The organism is Occultella gossypii, from assembly GCF_019947135.1.
In the GTDB taxonomy this organism is placed as follows: domain Bacteria; phylum Actinomycetota; class Actinomycetes; order Actinomycetales; family Beutenbergiaceae; genus Occultella; species Occultella gossypii.
Map to the genome: position 1 here is coordinate 23,316 of NZ_JAGSHT010000002.1, position 12,073 is coordinate 35,388.

General features: G+C 71.3%; 13 protein-coding genes. All 13 read left to right on the plus strand.

Going from position 1 to position 12,073, the window contains the following annotated elements:
* The first annotated feature begins 82 nt into the window (after positions 1–82).
* The 13 genes from KCQ71_RS01190 to KCQ71_RS01250 all read left to right on the plus strand — a co-directional run bounded on the left by KCQ71_RS01190 (position 83) and on the right by KCQ71_RS01250 (position 12,067).
* Entirely contained in the window at positions 83–928 is an 846-nt protein-coding gene (locus tag KCQ71_RS01190; RefSeq protein ID WP_223401973.1) for a ParA family protein, read from the plus strand.
* Entirely contained in the window at positions 912–1,817 is a 906-nt protein-coding gene (locus KCQ71_RS01195) for a segregation and condensation protein A (RefSeq protein ID WP_372453902.1), read from the plus strand. The genes KCQ71_RS01190 and KCQ71_RS01195 overlap by 17 nt, the downstream gene beginning before the upstream one ends.
* Positions 1,814–2,620, plus strand: a complete 807-nt coding sequence (gene scpB, locus KCQ71_RS01200; protein ID WP_308116590.1) for an SMC-Scp complex subunit ScpB — start codon at positions 1,814–1,816, stop codon at positions 2,618–2,620. Before KCQ71_RS01195 ends, scpB begins: the two co-directional genes overlap by 4 nt.
* Entirely contained in the window at positions 2,617–3,393 is a 777-nt protein-coding gene (locus KCQ71_RS01205) for a pseudouridine synthase (protein WP_223401976.1), read from the plus strand. The genes scpB and KCQ71_RS01205 overlap by 4 nt, the downstream gene beginning before the upstream one ends.
* A 9-nt stretch (positions 3,394–3,402) precedes the next feature.
* The gene (locus KCQ71_RS01210; RefSeq protein ID WP_223401978.1) at positions 3,403–4,413 is read left to right on the plus strand and encodes a DUF2332 domain-containing protein; all 1,011 of its coding nucleotides are present in this window, start codon (positions 3,403–3,405) and stop codon (positions 4,411–4,413) included.
* Between the two features lie 25 nt (positions 4,414–4,438).
* On the plus strand, positions 4,439–5,563 hold the full coding sequence (locus KCQ71_RS01215) for a prephenate dehydrogenase (RefSeq protein WP_223401980.1): 1,125 nt from the start codon (positions 4,439–4,441) through the stop codon (positions 5,561–5,563).
* Entirely contained in the window at positions 5,560–6,279 is a 720-nt protein-coding gene (gene cmk, locus KCQ71_RS01220) for a (d)CMP kinase (protein WP_223401981.1), read from the plus strand. Before KCQ71_RS01215 ends, cmk begins: the two co-directional genes overlap by 4 nt.
* The gene (locus KCQ71_RS01225; RefSeq protein WP_223401983.1) at positions 6,276–7,010 is read left to right on the plus strand and encodes a lysophospholipid acyltransferase family protein; all 735 of its coding nucleotides are present in this window, start codon (positions 6,276–6,278) and stop codon (positions 7,008–7,010) included. Before cmk ends, KCQ71_RS01225 begins: the two co-directional genes overlap by 4 nt.
* 85 nt (positions 7,011–7,095) lie before the next feature.
* Complete coding sequence (locus tag KCQ71_RS01230) at positions 7,096–7,581, plus strand: FHA domain-containing protein (protein WP_223401985.1); 486 nt, start codon at positions 7,096–7,098, stop codon at positions 7,579–7,581.
* A gap of 110 nt (positions 7,582–7,691) precedes the next feature.
* Complete coding sequence (locus tag KCQ71_RS01235) at positions 7,692–8,603, plus strand: SDR family oxidoreductase (protein WP_283248563.1); 912 nt, start codon at positions 7,692–7,694, stop codon at positions 8,601–8,603.
* A gap of 47 nt (positions 8,604–8,650) precedes the next feature.
* The gene (locus KCQ71_RS01240) at positions 8,651–8,923 is read left to right on the plus strand and encodes a DUF7218 family protein (protein ID WP_223401987.1); all 273 of its coding nucleotides are present in this window, start codon (positions 8,651–8,653) and stop codon (positions 8,921–8,923) included.
* A 68-nt stretch (positions 8,924–8,991) separates the two neighbouring features.
* Positions 8,992–10,548 carry a ribosome biogenesis GTPase Der gene (gene der / locus KCQ71_RS01245; RefSeq protein ID WP_223401989.1) on the plus strand — a complete coding sequence of 519 codons (1,557 nt, stop codon included), beginning with the start codon at positions 8,992–8,994 and terminating at the stop codon, positions 10,546–10,548.
* A gap of 445 nt (positions 10,549–10,993) precedes the next feature.
* Positions 10,994–12,067 carry an extracellular solute-binding protein gene (locus KCQ71_RS01250; protein ID WP_223401991.1) on the plus strand — a complete coding sequence of 358 codons (1,074 nt, stop codon included), beginning with the start codon at positions 10,994–10,996 and terminating at the stop codon, positions 12,065–12,067.
* The last annotated feature ends 6 nt before the right edge of the window (positions 12,068–12,073 follow it).

The following is a 12,073-nucleotide window of genomic DNA, read 5'->3' on the forward strand; positions in this document are numbered from 1 at the left end:
CGGGCCAGCGTAGGGGGCCCGGAACCGAACTGATGCGGCGCGCGCAGTTGGTGATGTCCGGTGAGGACAGTAGTTTGGCGGGGTGAGTACCGAAGCCTCCGACACCAGGACCGAACGCGACTTCCCGGTGCCCCAGCCGTTGAGCGGCCACGGTCCGGCTCGGATCATCGCGATGTGCAACCAGAAGGGCGGCGTGGGCAAGACCACCACCACGATCAATCTGGGTGCCACGCTGGCGGAGTACGGCCGCAAGGTGCTCATCGTGGACTTCGACCCGCAGGGCGCGGCGTCCGCCGGGCTCGGGGTGGCCGCCCACGAGCTCGACGACACCATCTACACCGAACTGATGGCGGCGAAGCCGGACGTACACCAGGTGATCCGGGAGACCGGAGTGCCGAACCTGGACCTGATCCCCGCGAACATCGACCTGTCCGCGGCCGAGGTTCAGCTGGTCAACGAGGTGGCCCGGGAGCAAGCCCTCGGCCGGGTGCTGCGCCCGATCGCCGACGACTACGACGTCATCCTGATCGACTGCCAGCCCTCGCTCGGACTGCTCACGGTGAACGCGCTGACGGCCGCGCACGGCGTGATCATCCCGCTGGAGACCGAGTTCTTCGCGCTGCGCGGGGTGGCGCTCCTGGTCGAGACGATCGACAAGGTGCGCGACCGGCTCAATCCGCGCCTGCACACCGACGGCATCCTGGCGACCATGTACGACGCCCGCACGCTGCACTCGCGTGAGGTGCTCGCCCGCGTTCGGGAGGCGTTCGGGGACACGGTGTTCGACACGGTGATCACCCGCACGGTGAAGTTCCCGGACGCGTCCGTGGCGACCGAGCCGATCACCACCTACGCCCCGAACCACGCCGGGGCGTACAACTACCGCAAGCTCGCCCGCGAACTCATCTCCCGTGGCGACGTCGCCTGACGCAACCCTCGGGGACGACGCACCCACCGACGAGGGGGTGCGGCGGGCCACCTTCGAGGTGAGCCTGGTCAACTTCTCGGGGCCGTTCGACGTGCTGCTCTCGCTGATCGCGAAGCACAAGATGGACGTGACCGAGGTGGCCCTCGCCGTCGTCACCGACGACTTCATCGCACATATCCGCGCGCAGGACGAGTGGGACCTGTCCCAGGCGAGCGAGTTCCTCGTGATCGCCGCGACCCTGCTGGACCTGAAGGCGGCCCGGCTGCTGCCCCGGGGCGTGGTGGACGACGCCGAGGACCTGGAACTGCTCGAGGCCCGGGACCTGCTGTTCGCCCGGCTGCTGCAGTACCGGGCGTTCAAGGAGGTCGCCGGGCACCTGGACGCCGAATGGGTCCGGATGGGCAGGTCCTACCCGCGCAACGTCGCCCTCGAGGCGCGGTTCGCGGCGCTGCTGCCCGAGCTCGTGATGCAGGTGGGCCCCGTCGAACTGGCGGCCCTGGCCGCGGCGGCGCTGGCCCCCAAGGCCCCGCCACCGGGGGTGGACCTCAGCCACCTGCACAACCCCGTGGTGAGCGTGCGGGAGCAGGCCGCGCACATCGTCGACCGGTTGCGCAGGTCGGGGTCGCTGTCCTTCCGGGCGCTGACCGATGACGCCGACGGCACGAACGTGGTGGTGGCCCGGTTCCTGGCACTGCTGGAGCTGTACCGGGAGAGCGCCGTCGCGTTCGACCAGGCCGACGCGCTGGGGGAGCTGACCGTGCGCTGGACCGGCGCCGACGAGGGGGACATCAGCGTCGAGGACGACTACGAGGACGGGCCCGTCGTGCCGCAGGACGAGGCAGACCCGACCGGATCGCCCGACCCGACCGGAGAGCAGGAGCAAGGATGACCGAGTCCACCAGGGAGCCGAGCGAGACCTCCGCCGCACCCACCGCAGCGCCCACCGGCGAGAGCGGACCTTCCGACCGGGACCGGACCCCGGACGGTCCGGCCTCGGGCCAGGTGGCCGGTCTCCAGTCGGCCGAGCCGGGCGAGGCGGGCGACGGCGAGCGCTCGGATCCGCAGCAGGAGTCGCCCGACGGCGAGGGCTCGGCCGGGGAGCCGGCTCCGCCGTCCGCGGCCAGTGTCCTGGACGGCCCGGGCGGGCTGCACGCGGCGCTCGAGGCGATCCTCATGGTCACCGAGACCCCGATCGCCGCCACCCAGCTGGCCACGGTTCTGAACGTCCCACAGGCCGAGGTCGCCGACGCGCTCGCGGACCTGGTCGCGGACTACACCGGTGGCTCCCGGCCACGCGGCTTCGAGCTGCGGGAGGTCGCGGGCGGGTGGCGGTTCTACTCCGCACCCGCGAACGCCGCGGCCGTCGACGCGTTCGTGCTGGACGGTCAGACGGCCCGGCTCACCCAGGCCTCGTTGGAGACCCTGGCCGTGATCGCGTACCGTCAGCCGGTGGCCCGCGGTCGGATCGCGGCCATCCGCGGTGTGAACGTGGACTCGGTGGTGCGGACCCTGCTCACCCGTGGTCTGATCGAGGAGGCAGGTACCGACTCCGAGAGCGGGGCGATCCTGTACCAGACCAGTTCCTACTTCCTCGAGCGGCTCGGGCTCCGCTCGCTGGAGGACCTCCCGCCACTCGCCCCCTACCTGCCCGATATCGACGCGTTCGACGACATTGACGGAGCCACCCGATGACCCCCCGATCCCAGCGGCCGAACAACCCGCCCAGAGACGTCCACGACCCCGACGGCGTCCGCCTCCAGAAGGTGCTCGCCGGCGCCGGCCTCGGCTCCCGCCGGGCCTGCGAGGACATCATCACCGCCGGCCGGGTCACCGTCGACGGCGTTCAGGTGCGCGAACTCGGTGTCCGGGTGGACCCGACCACCGCGGTCATCCACGTGGACGGGGACCGCGTGCAGCTCGACGACAGCGTCGTCACCATCGCCCTGAACAAGCCCTTCGGCGTCTACTCGAGCATGCGCGACGAGCAGGGCCGCCCCGACCTCGCCCAGTTCGTGGCGGACCGCACCGAGCGGATGTTCCACGTCGGCCGCCTCGACGCCGAGACCGAGGGCCTGATCCTGCTCACGAACGACGGTGAGCTCGCGCACCGGCTTACCCACCCCTCCTACGAGGTCCCCAAGACCTACCTGGCCGAGGTGGACGGCCGCGTCGCGCGGGGCCTGGGCCGCCAGCTCATGGAGGGCGTGGAACTCGAGGACGGCCCCGTGAAGGTCGACTCCTTCAAGGTGCTGGAGACCGCCCCCGGCGCCTCCATCGTCGAGGTCGTGCTGCACGAGGGCCGCAACCACATCGTGCGTCGCCTGTTCGAGGAGGTCGGCCACCCCGTGGTCAAGCTCTCCCGCACCCAGATCGGCCCGATCCGCCTCGGCCACCTGAAGGTCGGGCGTACCCGGGTCATCGAGGGACGCGAGCTCGGGTCCCTGATGTCCGCGGTCGGGATGTAGCCAGGAGTCGTGGAGACCCAGGCGCCGGACACCGCCGGCCTGTACCGCCGGTTCGCGCGGCTCGAGGCAGGCGGTTCCTCGCCGGTCTACGAGGCGCTCTGCCTCGCGATCGCCGAGTCGGCCCCGGCGCTCGCCCTGCTCGCCGCACTGCCGCGCCACAAGCGCCAGCCGAACCTCCTGCTCGGCGCGTTGCGCTGGTTCGGTGCTCCCGTCGAGGAGCCGACGGCGGCCCTCGCCCTCGTCGCGGACCGCGCCGAGGACCTGCGCTGCTTCATGCTCGACCACGCCACCCAGACGAACGAGGTGGCTCGGTGCGCGGTGATCCTGCCCGCCCTCGCGCTGGTGCCCGGCCCGGTGGCCCTGCTCGAGCTCGGGGCGAGCGCCGGGTTGTGCCTGCTACCGGACCGTTGGTCCTACGAGTGGTCCCGCCCCGACGGGAGCGTGGTGCGTCTGGACTCCGGCAGACCCGACTCGGTGCGGGTGGGCGCCCGGGTCAGTGGGCAGGTGCCGCTGCCGGCGGTGATGCCGGACGTGGTCACTCGCCTCGGCCTCGACGCGCACCCGATCGACGCCGCCGACCCCGAGCAGCAGCGCTGGCTGGAGTGCCTGATCTGGCCCGAGCACGCCGAGCGGGCCGAACGGCTGCACGCCGCCCTGGCGGAGGCCGCCGCCGACCCGCCCCCGATCCGGACCGGGCTCTTCCCGGCCGACCTACCGGCCGCCGTCGACCACCTGCGCGAGCAGGCGCCCACGGCGACGGTCGTGGTGCTGCACAGCGCTGCCGTCGCCTACCTGGACGCCGACGCACGGGCCGAGCTCGCAACGATGCTGGCCGGGCTGGACGTGCGCCGGCTCGGCCTGGAGGGTGCCCAGGTGACACGCGACCTCGGCCTGGCCGGGGTTCCGGACGCCGGCGGGCGCTTCGTACTCAGCCTCGACGACCGTGTCCTGGGTACGGCGAACCCGCACGGGCGGGATCTCGACTGGCTTGCCGCCGTGGACCGATGCGCTGACGCGTGATCCCTCGACGGTAGGGTGAGCCCTCGTGAACGCCGAGCCGAGCAACGTCGCTGCGACCCACGGTCCGGTCCGGATCGTCGGCGCTGGTCTGCTCGGCGCCAGCATCGGGCTCGGCCTGTCCGCACAGGGGGTACCGGTCACGCTCGCGGACGCCTCGCCGACGGCGCAGGCCCTGGCCCGGGACGTCGGCGCGGGGGCGATCGCACGGACCGAGGACGCGGTCCCGACGCTCGTCGTCGTGGCCGTGCCGCCGGACGTCGCCGCGCAGGTCGTGGCGGCCGAGCTGCGGGCGCACCCGGACGCCGTCGTGACGGACGTCGCGAGCGTGAAGTCGGTCATCCTCGCCGAGCTTGCCGCGATGGCCTCCCTCGACCTGAGCCGCTACGTCGGGTCGCACCCGATGGCCGGCCGGGAGCGCTCCGGGGCCGGGGCGGCCTCGGCGGACCTGTTCGTCGGCCGGCCCTGGGTGATCACCACCCGCGAGGGCATGGACCCCCAGGCGCTCCTGGCCGTGCGGTCCCTGGCCGTGGACCTCGGCGCCGGCCCGGTGCAGATGACGCCGGCCGAGCACGACGACGCGGTGGCCCTGGTCTCCCACCTGCCGCAGCTGATGGCCTCCCTCACCGCCGGGCGGCTGGTCGAGGCACCGGAGCCGGCGCTCGGTCTGGCCGGCCAGGGGCTGCGCGACGTCACCCGGATCGCGGCGAGCGACCCCCGGCTGTGGTCGGCGATCCTGACCGGGAACGCTGCCGCCGTTGGCACGCACCTGCGTGGTGTCCGTGACGACCTGGACGGGCTGCTCGAGGCCCTGGACCGGGCCGCCGTCGACGGGCCGCTCGCACTCGGCGCGATCGCCGGCATGGCCGGCGTGATCTCCGCAGGCAACGACGGCGCCGCGCGGATCCCCGGCAAGCACGGGGGCCTGCGCAAGCGGTACAGCGAGGTCACCGTGCTGGTACCCGACGAGCCGGGCGAGCTCGGCCGGTTGTTCACCGAGATCGGTGAGATCGGCGTCAACATCGAGGACTTCCAGATGGAACATGCCACCAGGCAGAGAGTGGGGATGGCGATCGTGTCGGTGATCCCGGCGTCGGCTACGACGCTCGAGACGGCGTTGGAAGAGCGGGGCTGGCGCGTGGTGGCGCCGTGACCGCGCTGGTGGTGGCGATCGACGGACCGTCCGGCACCGGCAAGTCCACGATCAGCCGACGGATCGCCGCCGAGTTCGGCCTCGCCTACCTCGACACCGGCGCCATGTACCGGGCCGCCGCCTGGTGGTGCGTGCGCGAGGGCATCGACCTGGCCGACACCGCCGCCGTCGCCGCGCAGGTGCGTGAGCTACCCCTGCAGATCGGGACGGACCCGCGCGAGCCGAGCTTCGCCGTCGGCGGCGAGGACGTGAGCGTCGTGATCCGCAGCACGGAGATCTCCACGATGGTCAGCGCCGTCGCCACGAACCTGGACGTGAGGGCCCAGCTGCAGGACCGCCAGCGCGCCGCGATCGCCGCCGAGCAGCGACCGGACGGGTTCTCCGGCGGCCGCGGCATCGTCGCCGAAGGGCGCGACATCACCACGGTGGTGGCCCCGGACGCGCAGGTCCGGATCCTGCTGCTCGCCGACGAGGCGGCCCGGCTCGCCCGCCGCGCCAAGGAACTGCACGGCACCGCGGACTCCGCCGCGCTGGAGGCCACCCGCGACCAGGTGGTGCGCCGCGACGCGGAGGACTCCACCGTCTCCAACTTCACCACGGCCGCGGACGGCGTCCTCACCGTGGACACCTCCACGATGACCCTGGAGGAGTCCGTGGACACCGTACGTGGCATCGTCACCCGGGCCCTGGCCACGATCGAGGAGGAGGCCCGATGAGCGAGCCGAAGGACTCCGGCGCCGCCAGGCCCGCGAAGCCGACCGGTTCGCCCGGGCAGATCGTCACCCCGGACGACATCCTGCGCTGGGGCCCGGTGTGGTCGCGCCGGGTGGGCTGGCTGCTCGCCCACGTGTTCTGGAACACGACGGTCATCGGGGCCGAGCACATCCCGCGGAAGGGGCGGCTGCTGATCGCGGCCAACCACACCGGCGTCATCGACGGGCCGCTGCTGCACGGCGTCATCCCGCGCAGCTCGCACATCATCATCAAGGAGGAGATGTTCTCCGGGATCATCGGCTTCCTGATGCGCGGAGCGGGTCAGATCCCGGTGGACCGCAGGAACGGCCGGGCCGCCCTGCAGACGGCGCTCGCGCTGCTCAAGGAGGACCGGCTCGTCGGGGTGTTCCCCGAGGGCACCCGCGGCCGCGGTGACGTCAAGGAGACCAAGGCCGGGATCGCCTGGCTCGCGGTGCACTCCGGCGCCCCCGTGGTGCCGGCAGCGATCCTCGGCACCCGGCCCACCGGTAGGAAGCCCGGGCACATCCCGTTCTTCCGGACCAGGCTGCATGTGGTGTTCGGAGAGCCGTTCGCGGCGGCCGACCCGGCCACCGGCAAGGGTCGCAAGGCCGTGGCCGAGGCGATGGAGACCATCCAGACCCGGATGAGCGAGCACGTCCACGCGGCCTCCGACCTGACCGGCGTCGAGTTGCCGGGGAGCACCGAGATCTAGGTGCGGCGCGAGCGCTGCCGTTGCAGCCTCAGGGCGTCGGCGTAGAGTCGCCGAACGGAGAAAGTACTCGACGAGGAGGCGACCGATGGCTACCGACGTTCCGTCCGATGCCCGACCGGGTACGACCCATGCCGCTCCAGGTTCCGGTCACCCCGAACTCGTGATGTCCCGCACCGATGGGGGAGGCACGGTGGCGGAGCGCCTGTCCTTCCCGCTGGACAAGGAGGAGGTCACCGTCGGCTCCGGAGCGGACCAGGACGTGCGCCTCGACGGGTTGGAGCCCCACCGCCTCACGATCTACCACGACGAGCGAGACGAGTACCGAGTCCGACCGTACGGACCCATCGAGGGAGGCTCGGTCGCCGAGGAGGCTGATCGCGTTCTCCGGACGGGCACGAGGGTCGGAGCCGGTCCGTGGGAGCTGACCTTCCAGCGGGCGGAGTACGCCGACCACGGTCGGCCGTTCGGGGGCAGGCAGGGCGGCGAGCTTTCGGACAACCTCACCCAGCCCCCGCGACCGGCGGACCGAGGAGGCACCGACCCGGGGGTCCAGTCCCAGCAGAATGACTGACTTCCGGAGACCGACCTCCCGGGCGGACAGGTGTTCGCCTTCGAGATGCGGGTGGTCGGCACCTGTCGCAGGCTGGTTCCCACCAGCACGACGTGGAGGAGATGTCCTTGATGTCCGAACGCCGCGACCCGCCGGACCAGCTCGCAATGGTCGACCCGGTGCACCGTTACCCGTCGATCACACCCCCTGAGCAGAACCAGGACGAACCGGGCCTGGAGTCGGAGATAGTGCCGGAGCCGGATATCGGCGAGTTCACCTATCGTGGCACCGGCAGGTTGATCGGCCGCCGAGCGCTCGTGACCGGCGGCGACTCGGGGATCGGGGCCGCGACAGCCGTGGCATTCGCTCGCGAGGGCGCGGACGTCGCGATCAGTTACCTGCCCTCGGAGGAGTCCGACGCCCAGAACGTGGCACGGATCATCAGCGAGAGCGGTCGGCGCGCGGTGATGATCCCCGGCGATCTCGTTGACCCGGCGTTCTGCGCGCAACTCGTCGAAGACGCGGTCAGCGCACTCGGCGGGCTCGACATCCTCGTCAACAACGCGGGCAAGCAGATCGCGCGGGACGGCCTGGCGGAGCTCCCGGACGATCAGTTGGTCGAGACGTTCGCTGCGAACGTCCTCGCGATGTTCCGGGTCACCAGGGCAGCGTTGGCGTCCCTGGAGGCGGGCTCCAGCATCATCAACACCACCTCGATCCAGGCCTACCAGCCCTCGCCCACGTTGCTCGACTACGCCTCGACGAAGGCCGCGATCAACAACTTCTCCAAGGGCCTCGCCGAGGAGCTGGCGCCGAAGGGCATCCGTGTGAACGCCGTGGCGCCCGGACCCATCTGGACCGTGCTGCAGCCGAGCGACGGCCAGCCCACGCAGGACCTGCCTGAGTTCGGCAAGGACACCGGGCTCGGCCGGGCGGGCCAGCCCACGGAACTCGCCCCGGCGTACGTCTTCCTGGCCTCGCCCGAGTCCAGCTATGTGGTCGGCGCGACCATCCACGTCAACGGCGGAAAGCCGAGTCCGTGATGATCGGTCGACCGACCGATCCGTAGCACACCACGAGAGGAGCAGGCATGCCTGGCAGGAAGAACCCTGGACCGAGCGTGAAGGACCCCGAGCTCTACGAGAGGCTCCGTGACGAGGGCAACTCGAAGGAGAAGTCCGCCCGGATCGCCAACGAGGCGGCGTCCTCGTCCCGGTCCACAGTGGGCAAGCGCGGCGGCAAGGCCGAGGACTACGAGGACCGGACCGTCTCCGAGCTGCGGGAGCGCGCCAAGGAGGTCGGAATCGCGGGCCGCTCCACCATGAAGAAGTCCGAACTCATCGACGCCCTGCGCAACCACTGAGGGCGCGCGCGGGCGGCGGACACGGCGGCGCGTTAGGTCATCGGGCGTCGAGCGGGAACAATGGGCGGGTGAACGAGCAGCAGAACGACCCGTCAGCCCCCGCCGAGTTCCCGCGTGCCGCCGTCGACGACCTCGACGCTGCGGCGGCCGAGGAGCGCGACGAGCGCTACGACGTTGCCGACACGACCGACGACGTACAGCGCGCCGATGCGCTCCGGGCCGGGCTGTCCGACTACGACCTCGACGAGGCCGACCTGTCCCTGCTCGAGCAGGGCGAGGGTGACGGCCTCGACTCCGGTTCGAAGGGCCCGTTGCCCGTGCTTGCCGTCATCGGGCGCCCGAACGTGGGCAAGTCGACCCTGGTGAACCGGATCCTCGGTCGCCGTGAGGCCGTGGTCCAGGACGTCCCGGGGGTCACCCGGGACCGCGTCAGTTACGCGGCCGACTGGGCCGGACGGAACTTCACCCTGGTGGACACCGGTGGCTGGGAACGCGACGTCAAGGGGCTGGCCTCCCGGGTGGCCGACCAGGCGGAGATCGCGATCGAGCTCGCCGACGCGGTGCTGTTCGTGGTGGACGCCACAGTCGGTCCCACGGACACCGACTCCTACGTCGTGAACCTGCTCCGCCGCGCGAACAAGCCGACCATCCTGGTCGCGAACAAGGTGGACGACCAGCGTGGCGAGGCCGACGCGGCCATGCTGTGGTCGCTCGGCCTCGGTGAACCGTTCGTGGTCTCGGCGCTGCACGGGCGCGGCGCGGGCGACCTGCTCGACGCCGCCATGGCGCTCCTGCCGGAGGTCTCCACGGTCGGCACCCGGATCCCCGAGGGAGGTCCACGTCGGGTGGCCCTGATCGGCCGGCCGAACGTGGGCAAGTCCTCCCTGCTGAACGCGATCACGCGCACGGACCGGGTGGTCGTGGACAGCGTCGCCGGCACCACCCGCGACCCGGTGGACGAACTCGTCACACTGGGGGACCGGGCCTGGTGGTTCGTGGACACCGCCGGCATCCGGCGCCGCGTGCACCAGACCTCCGGCGCCGACTTCTACGCCTCGCTGCGCACCCAGGGTGCGCTGGAGAAGGCGGAGGTCGCCGTCGTGCTCGTCGACGCGAGCACCCCGATGACCGAGCAGGACATCCGCGTGGTGCAGCAGGTCATCGACGCCGGCCGTGCCCTCGTGATCGCCTACAACAAGTGGGACCTCATGGACGAGGACCGGCGTCCGTTCCTCGAGCGTGAGATCGAGCAGCAGCTCGTCCAGGTGCAGTGGGCGCCGCGCGTGAACTTCTCCGCGAAGACCCGCTGGCACGTGGACCGGCTCACCCGGGCACTGGACACGGCGCTGGGCTCCTGGGACACCCGCATCCCGACCGGGCGACTCAACGCGTTCCTCGGCGAGCTGACCTCGGCGCACCCGCACCCCGTGCGCAGCGGCAAGCAGCCCCGGATCCTGTTCGCCACCCAGGCGAGCACCCGGCCACCGCGGTTCGTGGTGTTCGCGAGCGGCTTCCTCGACCCCGCCTACCGACGGTTCATCGAGCGTCGGCTGCGGGAGACCTTCGGGTTCGAGGGCACTCCGATCGAGATCAGCGTGCGAGTCCGGGAGAAGCGCAAGCGCTAGGCACGACGACGCAGGCCGGGTCGGCGAGCCGACGTCCGGCCGTTCCAGGTCGCGCTGCCCAGCCGTCCACTGGTGAGATCGCCGACCCATCACCCAGCCGCCACCAGGTGTGGTGCGTCCCTCCGACGGCAGCGTCGCCAGCTCCGCGGACCGGGCCCGGTGGCGCCGCAGATCGCTCCTGTGGCTATGATGTGGACCACAGCCGACGACGAGGTCCAGGCGCACTGTTCATCTGCACTTCAGGTTCCGGCCACGCCGATTTCAAATCTCATCGCCATGATCTCAAGGTGGGGGGAGCGCTCCCCCTGGGATGGACCGGACCTGCAGAGAACACCCGAAACCAGTCCGGGGGGAGCGCTCCCCCCATCGGTCCCGCCGGCGCCACAGCGACCGTGAGACCCCACGACCGAGTCTGAACGAAGTACGAAGAGAAGAGAGTCCGACTGTGCGAAAGCTGAACCAGCTCGCCGCGACGACGGCGGCCGCCGGCCTGCTCCTGGCCGCCTGCAGCCCGAGCGGTGCCGATTCCGACACCGGCAACGGCGACGGTGGCTCGGGGGAGACCCTCATCGTCTACACGAACTCCAACGCCGACGGGCGAGCCGAGTGGCTGACCGCCGAGGCCGCGACCGCGGGCTTCACCATCGAGGTGGTGGGTCAGGGTGGCGGCGACACCACCAACAAGATCCTCGCCGAGGCGAACAACCCCGTCGCCGACGTCGTGTTCGGCCTGAACCACGTGTACTTCTCGCAATTGGTCGCCGCCGACACGATCGAGCCCTACACGCCGTCCTGGTCCGAGGAGGTCGACCCCGCGCTGGGCGACCCCACGGGTGACGGCATGTACTGGCCGGTGGTGCAGCAGGGCATCGTCCTGGCCTACAACGCGGACGCCCTCGCTGCGGACGAGGCACCCACGGACTGGACGGACCTCTGGAACGACGAGAGGTTCCACGGTCGGTACGAGACCGTCGACGGCCTGGGTGGAGCCACCACGCAGCTGATCTTCGCCGGCATCCTCACCCGCTACCAGGACCCGGACGGCGACCTCGGCGTCTCCGACGAGGGGTGGGAGCAGATCCAGGGCTACTTCGAGCACGGCAGCCCGGCCGTCCCCGACACGGACCTGTACGCCCGGATGGCCGCCGGGGACGTCGACATGGGCCAGATGTTCACCTCCGGTATCCCCTCGCGTGAGGAGGAGTACGGCGTCACCACCGGTGTGGTGACCCCCGAGTTCGGGGTCCCCTTCGCCGTCGAACAGGTGGCCATCGTCCAGGGGACGGACCAGACCGAGGACGCGCAGGCGTTCATCGACTGGTTCGGCAGCGCCGACGTGCAGGCCGCCTGGTCCGCAGAGTTCGACTCGATGCCGGTCAATGCCGGCGCGATCGAGCAGGCCGACGCGAGCATCGTCGAGTTCCACGCGGGCCTGCAGCAGCAGGACGTGGACTTCGAGTTCGTCACCGAGAACCTCTCGTCCTGGATCGAGAAGGTGGAGCTCGAGTACGTCCAATAGCGCCGT

What these genes read in the sequence shown, in the direction of transcription:
- scpB (WP_308116590.1), top strand. Translation starts at nt 1,814, where the DNA reads ATGACCGAGTCCACCAGGGAGCCGAGCGAGACCTCCGCCGCACCCACC.
- KCQ71_RS01205 (WP_223401976.1), top strand. Translation starts at nt 2,617, where the DNA reads ATGACCCCCCGATCCCAGCGGCCGAACAACCCGCCCAGAGACGTCCAC.
- KCQ71_RS01225 (WP_223401983.1), top strand. Translation starts at nt 6,276, where the DNA reads ATGAGCGAGCCGAAGGACTCCGGCGCCGCCAGGCCCGCGAAGCCGACC.
- KCQ71_RS01230 (WP_223401985.1), top strand. Translation starts at nt 7,096, where the DNA reads ATGGCTACCGACGTTCCGTCCGATGCCCGACCGGGTACGACCCATGCC.
- KCQ71_RS01235 (WP_283248563.1), top strand. Translation starts at nt 7,692, where the DNA reads ATGTCCGAACGCCGCGACCCGCCGGACCAGCTCGCAATGGTCGACCCG.
- KCQ71_RS01240 (WP_223401987.1), top strand. Translation starts at nt 8,651, where the DNA reads ATGCCTGGCAGGAAGAACCCTGGACCGAGCGTGAAGGACCCCGAGCTC.